This window comes from Micromonospora sp. NBC_00898 (assembly GCF_045207895.1).
Classification (GTDB): Bacteria; Actinomycetota; Actinomycetes; order Mycobacteriales; family Micromonosporaceae; genus Micromonospora.
Genome location: NZ_CP108775.1, coordinates 1,691,917 through 1,711,478, shown reverse-complemented (window position 1 = coordinate 1,711,478; position 19,562 = coordinate 1,691,917). Strand labels below are relative to the sequence as shown.

Sequence of the window (19,562 nt, the reverse complement as noted above, 5' to 3'; positions counted from 1 at the left end):
GGCGAACGCTAGTCCCGCCCGGAGCGACCGCCAACCTACCGTCCCGCCGGGGTGGGCGGGCTCACGGTCGGCCGCTGGGCCACCCGATCGGTCGATCCGCCTCCGGCGAAGGGGCCCCGGCCCGCTGACCCGCGCCGGGCCCCGGCCGGGGTCAGCCGACGGTGAGCGGCTTCTCCACCTCGACCACGCCCTGCCCCTCGACCTTCAGCGTCCAGGCGCCCGCGCCGGTGAGCGGCACGATCGTCTCGGCGGCGCCGTTGGCGTCGGCCTCGATCTCGGCGACCACCTTCCCGGACGGGTCGACGATCTCCAGCGCGCGGGCCGCGGCGGCCTTGTTCTCCAGCTTGAACTCGATCTTCTCGCCGGCCTTTGCGGTCAGCCCGTCGCCGCCGGTGACGCCGGTCGCGGTGACCGCCAGCTCGATCTCCCGGTCGTACGCGGCCTCCGCCTCGCCGGTCGCGGCGGCCGATCCGCCGGACACGGTGATCGCGGTACGGATGCCGGCACCGGTCTGACCGGGCTTGCAGGCGATCTCGTACGCGCCGCCGGCCAGGGTCGCCTTCAGGTCGCGGGTGAGCCCCGGGGCCACGTTCTCCACCTCGGCGACGACCTTGGTGAACCCGTCGCCCTGCTTGCCGTAGACGTACACCTCGGTGGTGTTCTTGCCCTTGTTGGTCACGGTGAAGGTGACCTCGCCCGGCGCGAAGCTGGTGGTGGCGACCTGGCAGGCGCTGTCGGTGGCGGTGATCGCCACCCGGGAGGCCTTGCCGGGGGAATCCGCACCGCAGGCGGTGAGGCTGGCGGCGGCGCAGAGCGCGGCGACGGCGACGGCGGCGGCGGCGGCGGTACGGATGTTCATCAACTCTCCGGAGTGCGGTCCAGCGGGGCTGGTCATGATCGACGGGTACCGGCGGACCGGACAGCCGACAAATTAGGTAAGTCTAACCTTGCCGGAGCAAGGTAGAGCAGTTCCGCGCGCACCGTCAAACCCGCGCCCGGTCAGCGGGCGTCCACGTGGGCCAGCCCGCTGCCGATCACGTCGATCCGCCCCCACCGCCCGGGGACGTCCAGCAGCTCCACCCGGCCGAACCGGGCCGGCACCCGCGGCGCCATCACCAGGTGCTCCCCGGCCGGCTCCAACCCCAACAGGGCCCGCAGCAGGAGGAACGGGGCGCCGGTGGCCAGCGCCTGCGGGCTGTTCGCCGTCGGGTAGCGCACCGGGTAGCGGGTCAGCTCCCGGGGATAGCCGGCGAACGCCTCCGGCAGCCGGCCGTGGAAGTGGTGCGCCGCGTCGAGGATCCCCTCGGCGATCCGCCCCGCCTCCTCGGCGAAGCCGTACCGGCGCAGCCCCCACGCGATCAGCGCGTTGTCGAACGCCCAGACCGCGCCGACGTGGTAGCCCAACGGGTTGTAGCGCGCCTGTCCCTCCGCGAGGGTCCGCACCCCCCAGCCGGAGAAGAGCCGCGGACCGAGCAGATGCGCGGCGACCTGCGCGGCGCGGGACTCCTCGACGATGCCACTCCACAACAGGTGCCCCATGTTGGAGGCGAGCGCGTCGACCTGGCGGCCGTCGGCGTCCAACGCGAGCGCGTAGTACCCCCGGTCGGCGATCCAGAAGTCCCGCTCGAAGCGCTCCCGCAGCGCCGACGCCTCCCGCTCCAGCCGGTCCGCGTACGCCGGGTCGCCCCAGAACTCGCGGGCCAGCCGGGCCCCCCGCAGCTTCGCGTCGTACGCGTACCCCTGCAGCTCGCAAATGGCCCGGGGCGGTTCCGGCAGCCGGCCGTCGGCGTAGCAGATCGCCTCCGGCGAGTCCTTCCAGCCCTGGTTCCCCAGCCCGGTCCGCTCGTTGCGCCGTCGGTAGCGCACGTAGCCGTCACCGAGGATGTCGCCGTACTCGTCGATCCAGTTCAGCGCGGCCCGGGCCTCGTCCTCGAAGTCCCGCACCAGCTCGACGTCCCCGGTCCACCGCTCGTACTCATCGAGCAGCACCACGTAGAGCGGGGTGGCGTCGGCGCTGCCGTAGTACGGCGACTCGGGCCGCTCCTCGAAGGCCACCAACTCGCCATAGCGGAACTCGTGCAGGATCTTGCCCGGTTCCTCGTCGCGGAAGTCATCGAGCACCGAGCCCTGGTCGATGCCGAGCATCCGCAGCGTGGCCACCGCCAGCTCCGGGGCGACCGGCAGCGCCTGGAAGCTGGTCAGGATGCTGTCCCGCCCGGTGATGGTGGCGACCCATGGCAGGCCGGCGGCGGGCATCGCCTCGTCCGGGAGGGTCAGCGGGGAGTACCGCAGCGCGGCCAGGTCGACCAGGCTCCGCCGGTAGGTGGTGGTCATGGCGTCCCAGTCGCAGCTCAGCTGCGGCGCTCGGGCCAGCCAGTCCGCCAGGTCATCCTGCTGCTCTGCGGTGTTCCGCCGGGGGCGCCGGTCCAGCACCTCCCGGACGTCCCGGCCGTCGGGCCGCAGCACCATCGCCCGGACCCGCAGGGTCGTCGTCCACTCCCCGTTCCCCGCCACCCGCACGGTGTACGTCAGCCCGTCCTCGTCGACGGCCGCCGGCTCGCCGGTGGAGATCACCGTCTCCCGGTGGAACTTCTCCCGCCGGTAGCCGAGCCGCAGGCACCCCCCGTCCACCCGCCGGTACAACCCACCCACCGGTTCCCGCTCCTCGCCGACCGCGAGGATCGGCGCGAAGTCGCTCGCCACCTCCAGCCGCAGGGTGAACTCGACCGGATCCCGGTTGTGGTTGAGCACCGTCAGCCGTTCCTCGAAAGCGCCGCCGGTGATGGACCGCTCCCGGATCACCGAGGCCTTCGCGTCCACGTAGTGGGTGGGCTGGCCCGGCACCAGGAAGAAGCGCAGCGCGAAGTAGTCCCGTTCGGCGATGGACAGCGAACTCAGCCGCTCGCCGTTCAGGCTGAGCCGCCACAGCGACAGGAACCGGGTGTCGAAGTCGAAGAAGCCGCACGGGTTGGTGGCGCTCGCCTCGATGTCGCCGTTGTGCTCACTGAGCACGAAGATGTTGCCGTCCAGCACCCGGACCAGATCCGCCTTCACGACCGCGCCCGACGATCGCCGGCCACGGCGCGCGGGTGCCGGGCCACCGGCGGCGCGGCGAAGAGCCGCTCCAGCAGCACGACGTAGCGGAACTGCCCCTCGGCGGTGATGTCGTTGCGCAGCCAGGCCGTCAGCGGCTTCGCCTCACCCCGCGCCATCCGGGCGAAGAAGGCCCGGTCGGTGCGGATCACCGCGTCCGCGTCACCAGCCTCCCGGGACACCACGACGCGCCCGTCAGCGATGGTCAGGTGCCAGAGGTCGAGCCCGTCGTCCCCCACCAGCTCGAACCGGATCGTGCCCGCGGTCTTGCCCAACAGGCGCTCGTACCCACCGCCGGCGAGCCGGTCGAAGAACACTCCGATGGGATCCGACACCGCACCGCCTCCCGCGAGATCGCCGTCGGGACGGCCGGCCCGAGCTGGACCGTGGCGACCCGTGCAGCGGCGACGACCGACGCGTCCGTGCCCTCCCGGCGCCGCCCCAGCCTATCGCCGGGCCCGCTCGCGAAAGCCCGGATCTGGCAACAGCCGGGGCGGTCGGGGCACGCGCCGAGGGCGGGCAGGATGGCGGGATGCGCCTGGTCTCCCTGCTGCCGTCCGCCACCGAGATCGTCTACGCCCTGGGGCTCGGCGACGAGCTGGTCGGGGTGACCTTCGAGTGCGAGGTGCCGGCCACCCACCGGGGCGGCCCGACCGTCGTGGTGGGCGGCCGGGACACCCGCGGCATGAGCCCCGGCGAGATCGACGCGTACGTCAAGGGGCAGCTCGCCGCGGGCGCCGACCTCTACACCCTGCACGAGGGCGCGCTGGCCGGGCTCGACCCCGACCTGATCCTCACCCAGGACCTGTGCCGGGTCTGCGCCCTGCCCGCCGGGCGGGTGGCCGACGCCGTGGACCACCTCGGCTGCCGGGCCGACGTGCTGTCGCTGGATCCGTACACCCTGGAGGAGGTGTTCGCCAGCATCGTCTCGGTTGGCGCTGCGGCCCGCGTACCGGATCGGGCGGCGGCCCTGGTGGACGGCCTGCGGGCGCGACTCGCGGCGGTCACCGCAGCGGTGGCCGGCCGGCCACGGCGCCGGGTCGCGGTGGTGGAGTGGGTGGAGCCGCCGTTCGGCGCCGGTCACTGGATCCCCGACCAGGTCCGGGCCGCCGGCGGCGAACCGGTGGCCGGGCACCCCGGCGCCCGCTCGACGGCCACCACCTGGGCGGCGCTGCGGGCCGCGGCGCCGCAGGTCGTGCTGGTCACCCCGTGCGGCTTCCACCTCGACGGGGCGGCCGACCAGGCCGCGGCGGTGGCCCCGCATTTCCCGGACGCGGAGGTCTGGGCCGTCGACGCGGACGGGTTGATCGTGCGGGCCGGGCCCCGGCTGGTCGACGGGGTCGAGGCGATCGCGGCGATCCTGCACCCGGACGCCGTGCCGGCGCCGCCGGCCGGCCACATCCGTCGGGTGGCCTGAGGTCCGGTCAGCCCACCGGGCGGCCGTCCCGACCTAGCGGCGCGAGCCGACGCCAGCGCGGCAGTTCGGTCACCACGGTCAGCAGGACCAGCCCGGTGACCGCCACCGCCACCGCCGTCGGCCAGGCCAGCCAGGCCGACACTCCCGCGGCGACCAGTTGCAGCACGACCAGACCGATCGTCACCGTGCCGGGCACGGGCACCAGCACCTGCCGCTTGTCGCCGGGGGTCGCGAACACGGTCGGCAGACCGATCAGGACCAGCACCGCGGCGACGGCCAGCGGCACCGAATGGGCGGCGAGCGCCCAGGGGGTGGCGACCCAGGCGATCAGCTCGGTCAGGAAGCGCAACGCCGAGGCCGCATCGGGACGGCCGCCCCGGTCTTCGTCCAGCACCGCGCCAGTATGCGCGGGAGATCATCCCCAGGCTGCCCCGCCGGCGCCGGCGGATACGCCGAATATCCGCTTGCCTGTCCCGGTGGGCAGCCGGCATGGTGACGCCGTCGGCGGGCACGGAGGTGGGCGGTGGAGCTGCGGACCGCGCTGGATCTCGCGGCGAGCCTGGACGCGGCGACGGTGGTGCTGGTCGAGGGCGCCAGCGACCGGTGCGCCCTGGCGGCGGTGGCCGCACGTAGCGGCCGCTCCCTCGACGGGGTGGCGGTCGTCCCCATGGGCGGGGTCACGAACGTCGGCCACTTCCTCGACCTGCTCGGCCCGCGCGGCCTCGACCGCCGCCTCGCCGGTCTCTACGACGCCGCCGAGGAGGGGTACGTCCGACGGGGCCTGGAACGGGCCGGCCTCGGCGCGGACCTGACCCGGGACCGGATGGCGGCCCTCGGCTTCCAGGTCTGTGTCGCCGACCTGGAGGAGGAGTTGATCCGGGCGCTCGGCACGACAGCGGTCGAGCGGGTCGTCGAGGAGGCGGGCGACCTCCGATCGTTCCGGCTCTTCCAGCGGCAGCCCGCCCAGCACGACCGCCCGCTCGCCCGGCAGTTGCACCGCTTCATCGGCACCCGGTCCGGCCGCAAGAGCCACTACGCCGGTCTGCTCGCCGGCGCCCTCGATCCCGACCAGGCGCCGCCGGCCCTCGACCGCCTGCTGGCGCACGTCTGACCGGGCTCTCCCCGGGCCCGTGACGCCGCGCCAGCCCCGGCGGCACGACGCCGCCGGCCCTCGGCCGCCGGAACGCCGGACGCCGCCCACCAGGGGCGGCGTCCGGGTCGGTGCTCCGGAGAGCCCGTCAGGTCATGTCGTCGTAGCGCTGTTCGATGGGCGCGGGCGCGGCGACCGGCTCCGGCGCCCCGATCGGGGCGACCGTGTCAACCCGCTGCCCCGCCTCGACCGGCTCGGGCGTCAGGTCCAGCGGCGACACCTCGTCGTCGCTGAGGTCGGAGTAGATCCCCCGGCCCCGACCGCGCCGCTTGTCGTTCAGGAACGCCACCCCGACCGCGACGAAGTAGAGCAGGGAGAGAGCGGTGGCCAGCAGCGTCATGCCGAACGGGCCGGGGTCCGGCGTGGCGATGGCGGCGAAGGCGAACGCAATGAAGATCACCGCGCGCCACCAGCTCAGCAGGCGCTTCGCGCTGGCCACCCCGGCGAAGTTCAGCATGAGCAGGATCAGCGGGAACTCGAACGCCACCCCGAACAGCAGGATCATGTTGGTGACGAAGGCGATGTACGCGCTAACTTCGAACTGGTTGGACAGCCCGCCCACCCCGGAGTCCATCAGGAACCCGAGGCCCTTGTCGACCACGAAGTAGGCCAGCACCGCGCCGGCCGCGAAGAGCGGCGCGGCGATCGACACGAAGACGTACGCCCACTTGCGTTCGTGCCGATGCAGACCCGGGGCGATGAACGCCCAGAGCTGGTAGAGCCAGACCGGCCCACCGATGATCAGGCCGAGCCAGAGCGCCAGCTTCAGCTTGAGGACGAAACCGGTCGTCGGGGCCAGGGCGAGGAGGTCCTGGCACTGTCCCAGCGCGTTCGTCGTGTCGGGCAGCCGGCAGTACGGCCGCTTCAACACCAGAAAGACCGGATCCGCCAGCCAGAAGCCGGCGATCAGACCGGCCACGATCGCCAGGGAGGCGCGGAACAGACGGGTGCGCAGCTCACGGACGTGCTCGATGAGCGTCATCGAGCCGTCGGCGGCCCGCTCGAAGGTGCTCGGGCCGCGCTTCTTCAGTGCGAAGGCCACAGTGCTGGCCCCTTTGCGTCAGTTCTCGCGGACGCGCTGCACCGGGTCGACCGGCGGGGCGACCGGCTGCTGCGGCTGCGGGGCGTACTGCTGCTGGGCGTACTGCTGCTGCGGGGGCTGCTGCGGCGCGTAACCCTGCTGCGGCTGCTGACCGGCGTACGGCGGCAGCGGCTGGTAGCCGGCCTGCGCGTCGGCCTTCTCGGCCAGGTCACGGTCGTCGTCCTGCAGGCTCTTCGTCTCGGCCTTGATGATCCGCAGCGAGCGGCCCAGCGAGCGGGCCGCGTCGGGGAGCCGCTTCGCGCCGAACAGCAGGATCAGCACGACCACAAGTACGGCGATGTGCCACGGCTTGAGGGCACCCATGGGAAGCTCCAGTCGCTCTGTGTCGTTGAGGGGCGGTCGCAGCCCATCGTACGTGCGCCGAGAGCGGTTGCCACCCACCGGGCCTGTCGGTGCGGGCCCGGCTGGTGAAGTCTCGGTCAACCCGGAGTGTCCCGTCAACCGTCTGCGAGGGCGCGTTCCTGCGCGCAATCCGCGCCGAACGCGCAGCTACCGCACGGCGGACCGACCCCGATCGATCACTTGCCCCGCTTGGCCTTGATCAACGCCACCCGCTCCTGGGCGGTGGCGGACCGAGCCTGCAACGCCTCGGCCCGCTCCTGGAGCGCCTCGGCGGCGGTTCGCAGCGACTCCGCCTCGGCCTGGCGCCGCTGCAGCGCCACCGCAGCCCGGCGCAGCCGGGGCAGCCGCGCCAGCACCGGCCGCACCGCCAGGGCCAGCACGACGAGCGCGAAGACCACCACCGCGAGCACGATCCACGTCACCACGGCGGTCAGCCTACTGGGTGACGGCGGCCCCCGCCGGATCGGCGGGGCACGCCGGCGTCGCGTACGCGTCGAGCGCGGCGACCGCCTGGGCGCGGACCTGCTCGGCCAGCTCCGCCGGGGCGACCACGGTGACGTCCGGGCCCAGCCCGAGCACGAAGCGGCGGGCCCAGCCCAGGTCGGTGACCCGCAGTGACACCAGCCACTGCTCGCCGTCGGCCGCCACCCGCTCGCACGGGTAGTACTCGGTGATCCACCGCTCGCCCCGCCCGATCCGCAGGGTGATCAGCGGCAGGTCCGGTGAGGGGCGGAACACCCCGTCGGAGAGGTCGTGCGGGCGGGCCTGGGGCGGCACCACGGCCGGCTCGTCCAGCTCGGTGACCGCGTCGATCCGGTCGGCCCGGAACAGCCGGACCGCCTCGGCGCGGCGGCACCACGCCTCGACGTACGCCCGGCCCTCGACCATCAGCATCCGCAGCGGGTCGATGATCCGTTCGGTGCTCTCGTCCCGGGCGGCCGTGTAGTAGGTGATCCGCAGCGCCCGGCGGCGCTCCACCGCCGCGCGCAGCTCCCGCACCCGCCGGGTCTCCCCGGGCAGCCGGACCTCGACCGGCGCCGCCACCAGGTCGCCGGCCGCGTTCTCGATCTTGACGAGGGCCCGCTCGACGGCCTCCCGGTTGGCCACGCCCGGGGTCTCCGCGAGCATCCGCAGTGCCACCACCAGCGCCAGGGCCTCGTCCGGGGTGAGCCGCAGCGGCCGGTCGATCCCGGCGTCGTAGGTGATCGTCACCCGGTCACCGTCGAACGCCATGTCGATCAGGTCACCGGGGCCGTAACCGGGCAGCCCGCAGACCCAGAGCAACTCCAGGTCCTCCCGCAGCTGCCGCTCGGTCACCCCCAGGTCGCCGGCCGCCTCGGCGATCTCGATGCCGGGCCGGGCCAGCAGGTAGGGCACCAGGTTGAGCAGCCGGGCCAGCCGGTCCGCCGAGGCGCGACCGCCGCGGGCCGCCGGCCGGGTCACCGGGCACCCCCGGCCACCGCCAGCTCGTCGTGCCGGGCGGCGATCTCCTTCAGCCGCTGGATGACCGCCTCGCGCACCTCCGGCGGGTCCAGCACCCGCACGTCCGGGCCGTACCCGACGAGCTGGCCGGCCAGGGAGTCCGGGTCGGCGTACGGCAGGACCAGCCGGTCGCCGTCCGGCCCGGTGCTGCTCTCCACCGCCCAGCGACGCAGCCCCGCGGCCCGGCCCGGGACCACCTGCACGGTGGCCCGCCCGGTCCGCTCCACGGGCCCCGACCAGCGGGCGACGTGGCTGATCAGGTCCACCCCGGTGGGCGGCTCGTACGCCCCCGGCTCGCCGGTCACCCGGACCGCGCCGATCACCCGGGAGAGGCGGAAGCAGCGGGTGGCGTCCCGGTCCAGGTCGTGGCCGACCACGTACCACCGGCCGCGCCAGCAGACCACGCCCCACGGCTGCAGCCGCCGACGGCTCGACGCGTCCCGGTCCGGCACCCGGTAGTCGAAGTTGACTTCCCGCCGGTCCCGGGCGGCGGCGGTCAGCGGGGCGAACGCCGGGTCGACCGTGACCATCGGCTCCAGCCCCAGGGTGGCCTGCGGATCCACGTCCACCCCGGCGGCGCGCAGCTTCGCGAGCCCGGAGGAAGCGGCCGCGGCCAGGCCGGCGTGCTGCCACAGCCGGGCGGCGATGCCCACGGCGGCGGCCTCGTCCGGCTCCAGGGGGATGTCGGGCAGAGCGTACTCGCGGTGGGCGATGCGGTAGCCGGGCTCGGCGTCGAAGACGCTCGCCGTGCCGGTCTCCAGCGGCACCCCCAGCTCGCGCAGCTCCGCCTTGTCCCGCTCGAACTTGCGCTGGAACGCCTCGTGGTCCTTCGCATCGTCCGGATCGTGCTCGTAACCGGGCACGGTCGCGGCGATCTGCGCGGCGGTCAGGAACCGTCGCGTGGACAGCAGGCAGATCACCAGGTTGACCAGGCGTTCGGTGCGGGTCCGCGACACGTGCTGAACGCTAGCAGCCCGCGCGGCGCGGGTGCGCACCCGCGCGGGCGCGCCGTGCGGAACGTCGGGGCCCGGGCGAGCGACGCCACAGCCTGTCGCACCGGTTTCCACTCGCCCGGCGACCGGCCGAAACCGGCCATATGGTGAGCGCATGTCGGAAGCGGAAGTCAAGACCGAGAGCGTCGTCACGGTCGTCGTCGCGGGCGCGGCGAACCTCGCCATCGGGGTCGCCAAGCTGGTCGCCGGGCTGATCTCCGGCTCGGCGGCGATGCTTTCCGAGGCCGCCCACTCGGTCGCCGACACCACCACCGAGGCGCTGCTCTATCTGGCGCTGCGTCGGGGCGCGCGCCCCGCCGACACCCGGCACCCCTTCGGGTACGGCAAGGAAAGCTACGTCTGGGCGTTCCTCGCCGCGTTGTTCACCTTCGTGGCCGGCGCCGGCTTCGCCATCACCCACGGCGTGACCACGATCCTCGTGCACAAGCACACCGGCGACTACCGGGTGTCCTACATCGTGCTGGCGATCTCCTTCGTGATCGAGTCGATCTCCCTGGCCCGGGCCGCCCGGCAGGTCCGCGCCGAGTCCCGCCGCTGGCGCACCACCCCGCACCGCTTCCTGCGGCTGACCGCCGACACCACCGTCAAGGCGGTCTTCCTGGAGGACTGCGCGGCCCTGATCGGCCTGCTGTTGGCCGGGATCGGGCTCGGCCTGTCCCACCTCACCGGCGACGAGCTCTACGACGGCATCGCCTCGATCCTCATCGGCGTCCTGCTGCTGGCGGTCGCCACCATCCTGGCCAGGAGCAACGTCTCGCTGCTGGTGGGCCGCGCCGTCTCGGAGCGGGTGCACCGGGAGATCGAGCGGGAGCTGGCCGGCCTGCCGACGGTCAACCGGATCGACACGCTGATGACCATGCTGCTCGGCCCGAAGGACATCCTGGTCGCGGCCAAGGTCGACTTTCACAACGAAGCCACCGGCGCCGACATCGAGGCCGACGCCGAAGAGGCGGAGCGTCGCCTCACCGAACGCTACCCGGAAGTCGGGTACGTCTTCCTCGACCCGACCCACTCGATGCCCGGCAGTACCGGCCAGGCCCGGCGCACCCAGCACGAGCCGGACCATCCGACGGACCAGGAGGCCACCGGCCAGTCCTGACCGGTACGCCCGACCCGGGAACGACGACCGCGACCGGCGCGGATAGCGTTCCGGGCATGGTGCGATGGCGGTCCGGAACGGTCACGGCGGTGCGGCGGCGGTGGGCCGGCGCCACGGAACTCGACGTCGACCTGCCAGACGGCGCCCCGATGCGCGCCCTGGCCTACCCGGACCTGGTCGGCGACCCGCAGCCCGGCGACCGGGTGCTGCTGAACGCCGGCGCCCTGCTGATGGACCTCGGCACCGGCGGGTACGCCCTGGTCGTCGCCCTGCCCGACCGGCTTCCACCGGACCCGCCGCAGGCCCTCGACACCCGCGACGCCGGCCACCTGGTGAAGGCCCGCTACACCCCGCTGCAACCCATCCTGCTCGGCGTGGACGAGGAGGCCTCCCCGCACCACGACCTGCTCGCCGCCGTGGACAGCCTCGACGGGATGCCGGTGGTCACCGCCGACCTGCACTCCGCCCTGCCGGCGATCCTCGCCGGGATCCACGCCGATGCCCCGGACGCCCGGGTGGCGTACCTGCTCACCGACGGCGGGGCGCTGCCCGCCTGGTTCTCCCGTACCCTCGCCGGGCTCGCCGACCACCTCGTCGGCACGGTCAGCGTCGGCCAGGCCTTCGGCGGCGACCTGGAGGCCAGCACCCTGCACAGCGGGTTGCTCGCCGCCCGGCACGTGCTCCGCGCCGACGTCGCCATCGTCGCCCAGGGCCCCGGCAACCTGGGCACCGGCACCCGCTGGGGCTTCTCCGGGGTCGCCGTCGGTGAGGCGGTCAACGCCGTCGCCACCCTCGGCGGGCGCCCGGTCGGCTCGGTGCGGATCTCCGACGCCGACCCCCGACCCCGGCACCGCGGCGTCTCCCACCACAGTCTCACCGCGTACGGCCGGGTGGCACTGGCCCCGGCGGACCTCGTGGTGCCCGACGGCCTGGCGGAAGCGCTGGCCGCGCAGGTGGACGCGGCCCTGGCCCCCCTCGCCGGGCGGCACCCGATCGTGCGGGTGCCCACCGACGGCCTCGACGCCGCGCTGCGCGGCGCCCCGGTGGCGCTGTCCACCATGGGCCGCGGCCTGGACGCCGACCACGCCTACTTCCTGGCCGCCGCCGCGGCTGGCCGGCACGCCGCCCGGCTCACCCGCTGACCGGCGGCGTCAGCCCGCCAGGTAGCCGCGCGCCACGAGGTGCCGGGCCCCCATCTCGTACGCCCGCGGATCCTCCGGCGTGAACGCGGCCAGCCCGTCGACGTAGCGGTTGTACATGCAGAAGGCCGCGGCGATCAGCACCGTGTCGTGCACCTCCAGGTCGGTGGCGCCCGCGGCCCGGGCGGCGTCGACCAGTTCGGCGGTCACCTCCCGGCCGCCGCGCTGCACGGCGGCGGCGATCCGCAGCAGGGCCCGCAGCTTCGCCCCGACCGGCGCGGTCGCCACGTCGGCGCGGACCTGCTCGACCAGGGACATCCCCGCCCGCAACTGAGCCGCCGCCGTCGCCGAGTGGGACGCGCGGCAGAACCCGCAGTCGTTCAGGTCGGACACGTACGCCGCGATCAGCTCCCGCTCACCTGCGGTCAGGGTCGGATGCGGCGCCCGCAGCAGCGCCTCCGCCAGGGCGTTGAGCGGCCCGGCGGTCTCCGGCCGGAACCTGGTCAGGCCCCGGATTCCGGGGTGCTCCCGCTCGTCGAAGCCGAGGTCGATGTGTGCGATGACGTCACCCTCTCTCCGTGCGCCGATCTTGCCGGGTCAGCGCGCCACCGCGGGCAGCGGCACCGGGTCGGGCGTGCCGAACGCGACGGAGCTGCGGCACCGGGTCAGCCGGCGGCGGATCATCCGGCAACCCCGCAGGACGCCGTACCTGTCGACGGCGGTCAACCCGTACGCGCTGCAGCTCGGCACGAACCGGCACCTGGCCGCGGTGCGCGACGAGATGCGCTCCCGGTACCCCTCGACCAGTCGGAGGGCCAACCGCGTCGACGCCCGCCGCTCCGGCGACCCGTCCGCCGCAGCGGTCACGGCCAGCCCCAGCACCGCCCGCGCGACCACCTCGGGCAGCGCCAGCCAGGCGGCCAGATCCGCCCGGCCATCGGTGCAGGAGGTGTAGCACGAGCCGCACGGGGTGTCGGTGAAGGCGTAGCAGCAGGCGGCACAGGGCGGCTCCGCGACCGGCATGTCCCACCCTCGATCGAACCCGACGAAAGACATAGACGATCATGCACCGACGGCACTGTCAAGGCCGTCCCGCCCGCGCCACCTCAGTCGACCCGCACCTCGCCGGGCTGGTCGGGGCGGGCGAAGGCGAGCAGCGACTCCGCCTCGGCCCGCAGCGCCTCGCGCTCGGTGCCGCCGAGTCGCCCGAAGGGCCGGATGCGGAGCGCCGCCGCCGCGCCGTCCCCGGTGATCGTCCAGGTGCCCCGCACGAAGCCGTCCACCAGGACCGTGGCGGCCACCGCCGGGGTGATCACCCTCCGACGGTCGTCGTCGCTGACGATCCGGGTCCGGTCCGCATGGGAGAGCAGCATGTTGTCGTACTCCGGCAGCAGACGCGCCGGTGCCGGGGTGTCGGGATCCGGCCGGTCCGCCTCCGGCAGGTCGAACAGCTCGCGTCCGCCCTCGTCCCGGAAGACGCGCAACTCGCCGCGGAGCGACTCCACCACCTCCGCCAGCCGGGTCAGGCCGGACCAGGCCTGCAGGTCCCGCACACTCGCCGGCCCGAAGGCGGCCAGATACCGGCGCACCAGCGGCGCCGGGTCGGCCGGGACCAGCGGCTCGCCCAGCCAGCTCTCGGCCAGCGCGCACGGGCCGTCCACCCGGCCGCCCCACGTCCCCGCCGGCGGCAGGTGCACCAGAGGCAGCAGGTACTGCACGGAGTGCAGCAGGGCGCTCCGGTCGCGATCCGGCCAGCGCTCGCCCAACATCCTGCGCAGCCGGGTCCTGCTCGCCGGCTCCTCCGCCAGCAGCCCGGCGGCATGATCCACCAGCTCCGCCAGATCGAGGCCGTCGGTGAACCGGCCCAATGAACTGCCGTTGCAGACGGTGCAGCAGCGGGTCCAGCAGCGGGCGGACCCAGCGGTAGTCGCTGGCCGCGATCAGGTGCAGGGTGCCCCGCATGACGGTGGCCCGCACGACCTCGCGCCGCAGGATCAAATCGGTGAGGTCGTCACGCCGGAACCCGGCCAGCCGCGACCAGAGTCCGAGATACGGGGCAGTGGTCACCTGGCCCTGCAGCCCGACCAACCGGTGCACCGCGTCCAGCGCGGGCATCGGGGCCCGTTCGAGCAGCAGTTGCCGCGCGAGCGTCGCCCGGTTCAGCGCGCGTCGGGAGAGCACCGGAACCCGGGGGCCGACGCCTGCCCGGGTCGTCTTTTTCGGCACGGGCGTACCTCCCGCCGAACGGATGTCGGGCCCGGCGGCCGGAGCCCGATGGCGACGAGAGCGTCGGCTCCGCGCCGGTCCCCGAGGACGTTACGGCCCACCCCCGACAGTACTGGTCAGCCGGCGAAGAGGATCAGCGCCAGCCAGGCGCCCACGATCAGGACCAGCGCCGCCGCCAGCACCCAGGTCGGCACCGTGTACTCGCCCCGGCGGTTGCGGTCGATCTCGGCGCGGATCTTCTCCCGGCGGCGGTCGATCCAGTTCAGCTTCTCGGTGCCGCTGTCGCGGCCGGAGGGTTCGGAAGTGTTCATCGCGACGCCAGCGTACCGGTGCGGCGGCGGCCGGTGCCCGCAGCACCGGCCGCCGCGTCGTCACATGCTCGCGATCAGCCGCTCCACCCGCTCGTCGTACGCCCGGAACGGGTCCTTGCAGAGCACGGTCCGCTGCGCCTGGTCGTTGAGCTTCAGGTGCACCCAGTCGACCGTGAAGTCCCGCCGCTTCTCCTGCGCGTGCCGGATGAACTCGCCGCGCAGCCGGGCCCGGGTGGTCTGCGGCGGGGTCTCCTTCGCCTCGAAGATCTCCGGGTCGGTGGCCACCCGGTCCACCTCGCCGCGCCGCTCCAACAGCCCGTACAGGCCGCGACCGCGCCGCAGGTCGTGATAGGCCAGGTCCATCTGCGCCACCCGCGGATGCGACAGCGGCAGGTCGTGCTTGCGCTGGTACCGCTCGATCAGTCGCAGCTTCGTCACCCAGTCGATCTCCCGGGACACCGGGTCCAGGTCGCCGGTCTCCACCGCCCGCAGCACCCGGCCCCACAGCTCCACCACCCGCTTCGCGGTCTGGTCGCCGCCCCGGCGCTCCACGAATTCGGTCGCCTTGGCCAGGTATTCCTGCTGGATGTCCAGCGCGCTGACCTCCTTGCCGGAGGCCAGCCGCACCTTGCGCCGGCCGGTGATGTCGTGCGACACCTCGCGGATCGCCCGGATGGGGTTCTCCAGCGACAGGTCCCGCATCACCACCCCCGCCTCGATCATCCGCAGCACGATGTCGGCGGTGCCCACCTTCAGCAGCGTGGTCACCTCGTTCATGTTCGAGTCGCCCACGATCACGTGCAGCCGCCGGTACCGCTCGGCGTCGGCGTGCGGCTCGTCGCGGGTGTTGATGATCGGCCGGCTCCGGGTGGTCGCCGAGGAGACGCCCTCCCAGATGTGCTCGGCGCGCTGCGACAGGCAGTAGACCGCCCCGCGCGGGGTCTGCAGCACCTTCCCCGCCCCGCAGATCAACTGCCGCGTCACCAGGAACGGGATCAGCACGTCGGCGAGCCGGCCGAACTCGCCGTGCCGGGACACCAGGTAGTTCTCGTGGCAGCCGTACGAGTTGCCGGCCGAGTCGGTGTTGTTCTTGAACAGGTAGATCTCACCCGCGATGCCCTCGTCGTGCAGCCGCTTCTCCGCGTCGACGAGCAGCCCCTCCAGGATCCGCTCACCGGCCCGGTCGTGGGCCACCAGATCGGTGACCGAGTCGCACTCCGGCGTCGCGTACTCCGGGTGCGAACCCACGTCCAGGTAGAGGCGGGCGCCGTTGCGCAGGAACACGTTGCTCGACCGGCCCCACGACACCACCCGCCGGAACAGGTACCGCGCGACCTCGTCGGGGGAAAGCCGGCGCTGCCCGCGGTAGGTGCAGGTGACGCCGTACTCGGTCTCGAGGCCGAAGATTCGCCGCTCCATGATGTGACATTAGCCGCCCGAGGCCCCAGATGGGCAGCGCTCCACCCAGCCGTCTCATCGGCGACCGTCACGCATGGCCCGCCGGCACACCGGCGGTCCCGCCGCGCCCCGACCCGCCAGCCGGTACGTTCCCAGCCGTGAGGATCCTCGTCACCGGCGGCGCCGGCTTCATCGGATCGGCGTACGTGCGGCGGCTCCTCGGCGGCGCCGAGCCGGACGTCGACGTCGACGCGGTCACCGTGCTCGACATGTTCACCTACGCGGCGACCGACGGCAGCCTCGACCCCGTCCGCGCCGACCCCCGGCTGCGGGTGGTCCGCGGCGACATCCGGGACGCGCCGCTGGTCGACGCCACCGTCGCCAGCCACGACGTCGTCGTTCACTTCGCCGCGGAATCCCACGTGGACCGGTCCATCACCGGCGCCGCGGCCTTCGTCACCACCAACGTGGTGGGCACCCAGACCCTGCTCGACGCCGCGCTGCGGCACGGCGTACGCCGCTTCGTGCAGGTCTCCACCGACGAGGTCTACGGCTCCGTGACCACCGGGTCGTGGACCGAGCGGGCCCCGCTGGACCCCAGCTCGCCGTACTCGGCCGCCAAGGCCGGCGCCGACCTGCTCGCCCTCGCCTACCACCGCACCCACGGCCTGGACGTCGTCGTCACCCGGGGCGCCAACACCTACGGCCCCTACCAGTACCCCGAGAAGATCGTGCCGCTCTTCGTCACCAACCTGCTCGACGGGCACGACGTGCCGCTCTACGGCGACGGCGGCAACGTCCGGGAGTGGCTGCACGTCGACGACCACTGCCACGGCGTCGCCCTCGCGCAGACCCGGGGGCGCGCCGGCGGCGTCTACCACCTCGGCGGCGCCGTCGAGCTGACCAACCGGGAGCTCACCGGACGGCTGCTGGCCGCCTGCGGCGCCGGCTGGGAGCGGGTCCGGCCGGTCGCCGACCGCAAGGGCCACGACCGGCGCTACTCGCTGGACAGCACCACCAGCCGGCGCGAGCTGGGCTGGTCCCCCACCGTCGACCTGGACCGGGGCCTGGCGGCCACCGTCGACTGGTACCGCGCCAACCGGCCCTGGTGGGAGCCGCTCAAGCCGCACCGCTGACGCCCACGCCCGGCCGTCGGTCGGACGCGGTCCGGCGACGTGGCGGTGTCCAGCTCGGTCGGACACGGCCACGTCGCCGATGGGCAGTCGGCTACGCCTCCGGCTGCTCGGTCTGCTGGCCCTCCAGGTCCGCCGAGCCCGCCGAGGTGATCGGCTTGTTCGCCTCCTCCGTCGGCACGGTCGGGGTCTTCGCCCGCCCGGGGGCCGGCGCCGCGTCGGCCGAGGCGTCGCCGTCCAGCAGCGCGGTCAGCGCCGCCCCGGTGATCCGGCGGAACGTCCGCCCCACCCGGCGCCGGTCCAGGACCGCCACCTCCAGCTGGTTGGCGGCGATGGTGCGCGCCGCCCCGCCCTCCCCGCCGACGCTGCTCAGCGCCTGCATGGCCACCCGGACCGCCTCGCTGAGCGACATGTCCGGCCGGTGCTGCGACTTGAGCACCCCGGAGATCGACTCGGCCTGGCCGCCCATCGCCATCCGGCCCGGCTCGTCGTTGACCGAACCGTCGTAGGTCAGCCGGTAGAGCGCGTCGTCCTCCGGCGTCGCGCCCACCTCCGCCACGCAGATCTCCACCTCGAACGGCTTCGACTGCTCGGTGAAGATCGCGCCGAGGGTCTGCGCGTACGCGTTCGCCAGGGCCAGGCCGTTGACGTCCCGCCGGTCGTAGCTCAGGCCGTTCAGGTCGGCCATCCGCACCCCGGCGCGGCGCAGGTTCTCGAACTCGTTGTACCGGCCCACCGCGGCGAAGCCGATCCGGTCGTAGATCTCGCTGACCTTGTGCAGGGTGCTGGAGAGGTTCTCCGCGACGAAGAGCACCCCGCCCTCGTAACTCAGGACCACCGCGCTGCGGCCCCGGGCGATGCCCTTGCGGGCCAGCTCGGAGCGGTCGCGCATGATCTGCTCGGGCGAGGCGTAGAACTGCATGGCCACGGCGGCGGTTCTCCTTCGGGCGCTGTGCTGCGGACTGCTGACTGGTCAGGTGGGAGCGGGGTCAGCCGCCCGGGTTCTCCATCCGGCCGGAGACGACGCCCTCCGCGATCGTCGCCGTCTCGGCGTCGGTGAGCCGGCGGGTGCCCTCGGCCGTCGCCGTCATCACCACCGGGTAGATCCGCCGGGTCAGATCCGGGCCACCGGTCGCCGTGTCGTCGTCGGCCGCGTCGTAGAGCGCCTCGACCGCGAGCCGCACCGCGTCGTCGATCGACAGGCCGGCGCGGAAGCGCTTCTTCAGCGCCGACTTGGCGAAGAGCGAGCCGGAGCCGATCGCGTCGTAGCCGGTCTCCTCGTACGGGCCGCCGGTCACGTCGAAGCTGAAGATCCGACCGGCCCGCGCCGGGTCGCTGGCCGCCAGGTCGAAGCCGGCGAACAACGGGATCACCGCGAGGCCCTGCATCGCCGCGCCCAGGTTGCCGCGGATCATCGAGGCCAGCCGGTTGGCCTTGCCGTCCAGCGAGAGCATCGCGCCCTCGATCTTCTCGTAGTGCTCCAACTCCACCTGGAACAGTCGCATCAGCTCGATGCCGATACCCGCGGTGCCCGCGATGCCGACCAGCGAGTACGCGTCAGCCGGGTGCACCTTCTCGATGTCCCGCTGGGCGATCAGGTTGCCCATCGTGGCGCGCCGGTCGCCGGCCATCACCACGCCGCCGGCGGCGGAGATGGCCACGATGGTGGTCGCGTGCGGCGCCAGGTCGGCGGCCATCCCGGGCGGCAGCGGCCGTCGGCCGGGCAGCATCTCGGGGGCCACCTTGCTCAGGAACGCTGTGAAGGAGGACGTCCCCGCGTTGGTGAACACATCTGGTAGACGCCCGGATGGATCAAAACCCGCTGCCACGTGGTTCCTCTCAGGTACGTGATCGCCCTGGCCAGCCTCGCGGGACTGTCACGGAACTGGCCAAGACCACCGTTGCAGTTGAAGCAGAGTATCCCGCGCACCCACCCGGTGCGATGATCGTGGTCCACATGTTCCGGATCGGGGTCGCCGCACATGGCGCAGACGCCGCCCTGCTCGGCGAGAAGCTCCCGGAACTCCTTCTCCCCGATGCCGTACCGCCGCCGCAGGTGGTACTCGCGGCTACCGCCGTAAAGCCGCTCCTTGCTCTCCCTGCCCCGCGCGTTGTGACAGGATTTGCAGTAACTGTGCCGTCCACTCGCATTGGTGGTGCGAGGGAAGTCCCCGACCGGCTTGATCTGCTGGCAGTCCGGACACCACTTCAAGCCGTCGGCGACCGGAACGGCGGCCTTCTTCTGCGCTGCGATCCCGCGCTTGCGGCGGCTCGCCTCGGAGCGGGCCGCCGCGCAGGTCTTACAGTAGAACGCCAATCCGTCCGGACGTCGCCTGTTGCGGTGGAACGCCGTGGCGGGCAGCGACCGACCGCATTGGCGGGCCAGACCTTGTCCGATGACCCGGGCAAATCGGGCATAAGCCTCATTGACCCCCTTTCTGGACATACCCCCTCACGAACTCTTCTGCGTTCTCCTCGAGGACGGAGTCGATCTCGTCGAGCAGGTCGTCGACGTCCTCGGTGATCTCGGCGTGGCGCTCGGCAACCTCGGGGTTGGCCTGCGCGGTGACGTCCTCGATCTCCTCGCCCTGGGTCGACTTACCGGACTGGGTCTGGCCGCCTTCTTGCGTAGCCATCAGGTGCCTCCTCCACGATCG

The 19,562-nt window shown here is 73.4% G+C and carries 22 protein-coding genes and 1 pseudogene; 5 read left to right on the top strand and 18 right to left on the bottom strand.

All coding sequences use genetic code 11. The features are described 5' to 3' along the window. Positions 1 to 151: 151 nt before the first annotated feature. From OG799_RS08280 to OG799_RS08270, 3 genes are all read right to left on the bottom strand, one after another. The gene (locus tag OG799_RS08280) at positions 152 to 895 is read right to left on the bottom strand and encodes a cupredoxin domain-containing protein (RefSeq protein ID WP_406044460.1); all 744 of its coding nucleotides are present in this window, start codon (positions 893 to 895) and stop codon (positions 152 to 154) included. Between the two features lie 104 nt (positions 896 to 999). Beyond that, the gene (locus OG799_RS08275) at positions 1,000 to 3,054 is read right to left on the bottom strand and encodes a glycogen debranching N-terminal domain-containing protein (RefSeq protein ID WP_406044459.1); all 2,055 of its coding nucleotides are present in this window, start codon (positions 3,052 to 3,054) and stop codon (positions 1,000 to 1,002) included. Continuing rightward, on the bottom strand, positions 3,051 to 3,428 hold the full coding sequence (locus OG799_RS08270) for an SCP2 sterol-binding domain-containing protein (RefSeq protein ID WP_406044458.1): 378 nt from the start codon (positions 3,426 to 3,428) through the stop codon (positions 3,051 to 3,053). Before OG799_RS08270 ends, OG799_RS08275 begins: the two co-directional genes overlap by 4 nt. 197 nt (positions 3,429 to 3,625) lie before the next feature. On the opposite strand from OG799_RS08270, the gene OG799_RS08265 reads away from it, so the two are divergent. Then, positions 3,626 to 4,510, top strand: coding sequence for an ABC transporter substrate-binding protein (locus OG799_RS08265; RefSeq protein WP_406044457.1), 885 nt, complete (start codon positions 3,626 to 3,628; stop codon positions 4,508 to 4,510). Between the two features lie 7 nt (positions 4,511 to 4,517). Here OG799_RS08265 and OG799_RS08260 read toward each other — a convergent pair whose 3' ends face one another. Beyond that, positions 4,518 to 4,904, bottom strand: a complete 387-nt coding sequence (locus OG799_RS08260; RefSeq protein ID WP_406044456.1) for a hypothetical protein — start codon at positions 4,902 to 4,904, stop codon at positions 4,518 to 4,520. A gap of 129 nt (positions 4,905 to 5,033) precedes the next feature. On the opposite strand from OG799_RS08260, the gene OG799_RS08255 reads away from it, so the two are divergent. Next, positions 5,034 to 5,621, top strand: coding sequence for a TOPRIM nucleotidyl transferase/hydrolase domain-containing protein (locus OG799_RS08255; protein WP_406044455.1), 588 nt, complete (start codon positions 5,034 to 5,036; stop codon positions 5,619 to 5,621). 127 nt (positions 5,622 to 5,748) lie between these two features. On the opposite strand, the gene tatC is transcribed toward OG799_RS08255, so the two are convergent. The 5 genes from tatC to OG799_RS08230 all read right to left on the bottom strand — a co-directional run bounded on the left by tatC (position 5,749) and on the right by OG799_RS08230 (position 9,542). After that, positions 5,749 to 6,702: a twin-arginine translocase subunit TatC gene (gene tatC / locus OG799_RS08250; RefSeq protein ID WP_406044454.1), complete on the bottom strand. Its 954-nt coding sequence runs from the start codon at positions 6,700 to 6,702 to the stop codon at positions 5,749 to 5,751. An 18-nt stretch (positions 6,703 to 6,720) separates the two neighbouring features. Beyond that, positions 6,721 to 7,065, bottom strand: coding sequence for a Sec-independent protein translocase subunit TatA (tatA, locus tag OG799_RS08245; RefSeq protein WP_406044453.1), 345 nt, complete (start codon positions 7,063 to 7,065; stop codon positions 6,721 to 6,723). Positions 7,066 to 7,280: 215 nt separating this feature from the next. Further along, positions 7,281 to 7,529 (bottom strand): hypothetical protein, encoded by a 249-nt coding sequence (locus OG799_RS08240; protein WP_406044452.1) that lies wholly within the window; start codon positions 7,527 to 7,529, stop codon positions 7,281 to 7,283. 10 nt (positions 7,530 to 7,539) lie between these two features. Next, on the bottom strand, positions 7,540 to 8,547 hold the full coding sequence (locus OG799_RS08235; RefSeq protein WP_406044451.1) for a helix-turn-helix transcriptional regulator: 1,008 nt from the start codon (positions 8,545 to 8,547) through the stop codon (positions 7,540 to 7,542). After that, positions 8,544 to 9,542, bottom strand: coding sequence for a helix-turn-helix transcriptional regulator (locus OG799_RS08230; protein ID WP_406044450.1), 999 nt, complete (start codon positions 9,540 to 9,542; stop codon positions 8,544 to 8,546). Before OG799_RS08230 ends, OG799_RS08235 begins: the two co-directional genes overlap by 4 nt. Before the next feature lie 151 nt (positions 9,543 to 9,693). On the opposite strand from OG799_RS08230, the gene OG799_RS08225 reads away from it, so the two are divergent. Together OG799_RS08225 and OG799_RS08220 are read left to right on the top strand one after the other, a co-directional pair. Then, entirely contained in the window at positions 9,694 to 10,698 is a 1,005-nt protein-coding gene (locus OG799_RS08225) for a cation diffusion facilitator family transporter (protein WP_406044449.1), read from the top strand. A gap of 56 nt (positions 10,699 to 10,754) precedes the next feature. Beyond that, positions 10,755 to 11,840, top strand: coding sequence for a DUF3866 family protein (locus OG799_RS08220; RefSeq protein ID WP_406044448.1), 1,086 nt, complete (start codon positions 10,755 to 10,757; stop codon positions 11,838 to 11,840). A gap of 9 nt (positions 11,841 to 11,849) precedes the next feature. On the opposite strand, the gene OG799_RS08215 is transcribed toward OG799_RS08220, so the two are convergent. From OG799_RS08215 to pafA, 5 genes and pseudogenes are all read right to left on the bottom strand, one after another. Further along, a complete protein-coding gene (locus tag OG799_RS08215) occupies positions 11,850 to 12,398 on the bottom strand; it encodes a carboxymuconolactone decarboxylase family protein (RefSeq protein ID WP_406046237.1) in 549 nt (182 codons plus the stop codon). Between the two features lie 36 nt (positions 12,399 to 12,434). Beyond that, positions 12,435 to 12,860 carry a membrane protein insertion efficiency factor YidD gene (gene yidD, locus OG799_RS08210; RefSeq protein ID WP_406044447.1) on the bottom strand — a complete coding sequence of 142 codons (426 nt, stop codon included), beginning with the start codon at positions 12,858 to 12,860 and terminating at the stop codon, positions 12,435 to 12,437. 83 nt (positions 12,861 to 12,943) lie between these two features. After that, a pseudogene (locus OG799_RS08205) lies at positions 12,944 to 13,952 on the bottom strand (winged helix DNA-binding domain-containing protein). Between the two features lie 227 nt (positions 13,953 to 14,179). Continuing rightward, positions 14,180 to 14,374, bottom strand: coding sequence for a hypothetical protein (locus OG799_RS08200; RefSeq protein WP_130335140.1), 195 nt, complete (start codon positions 14,372 to 14,374; stop codon positions 14,180 to 14,182). 60 nt (positions 14,375 to 14,434) lie between these two features. Further along, positions 14,435 to 15,793 (bottom strand): Pup--protein ligase, encoded by a 1,359-nt coding sequence (pafA, locus tag OG799_RS08195; protein ID WP_406044446.1) that lies wholly within the window; start codon positions 15,791 to 15,793, stop codon positions 14,435 to 14,437. A gap of 137 nt (positions 15,794 to 15,930) precedes the next feature. Between pafA and rfbB the strand changes: the two genes are divergently transcribed. Then, entirely contained in the window at positions 15,931 to 16,908 is a 978-nt protein-coding gene (gene rfbB / locus OG799_RS08190) for a dTDP-glucose 4,6-dehydratase (RefSeq protein WP_406044445.1), read from the top strand. A 91-nt stretch (positions 16,909 to 16,999) separates the two neighbouring features. On the opposite strand, the gene prcA is transcribed toward rfbB, so the two are convergent. The 4 genes from prcA to OG799_RS08170 form a co-directional block, all read right to left on the bottom strand. Next, positions 17,000 to 17,833 (bottom strand): proteasome subunit alpha, encoded by an 834-nt coding sequence (prcA, locus tag OG799_RS08185; RefSeq protein ID WP_406044444.1) that lies wholly within the window; start codon positions 17,831 to 17,833, stop codon positions 17,000 to 17,002. A 61-nt stretch (positions 17,834 to 17,894) separates the two neighbouring features. Further along, the gene (gene prcB, locus OG799_RS08180; protein ID WP_406044443.1) at positions 17,895 to 18,734 is read right to left on the bottom strand and encodes a proteasome subunit beta; all 840 of its coding nucleotides are present in this window, start codon (positions 18,732 to 18,734) and stop codon (positions 17,895 to 17,897) included. After that, the gene (locus OG799_RS08175) at positions 18,653 to 19,351 is read right to left on the bottom strand and encodes an endonuclease VII domain-containing protein (protein WP_406044442.1); all 699 of its coding nucleotides are present in this window, start codon (positions 19,349 to 19,351) and stop codon (positions 18,653 to 18,655) included. Before OG799_RS08175 ends, prcB begins: the two co-directional genes overlap by 82 nt. Then, entirely contained in the window at positions 19,329 to 19,541 is a 213-nt protein-coding gene (locus tag OG799_RS08170) for a ubiquitin-like protein Pup (RefSeq protein ID WP_109803889.1), read from the bottom strand. Before OG799_RS08170 ends, OG799_RS08175 begins: the two co-directional genes overlap by 23 nt. Between the last annotated feature and the right edge of the window lie 21 nt (positions 19,542 to 19,562).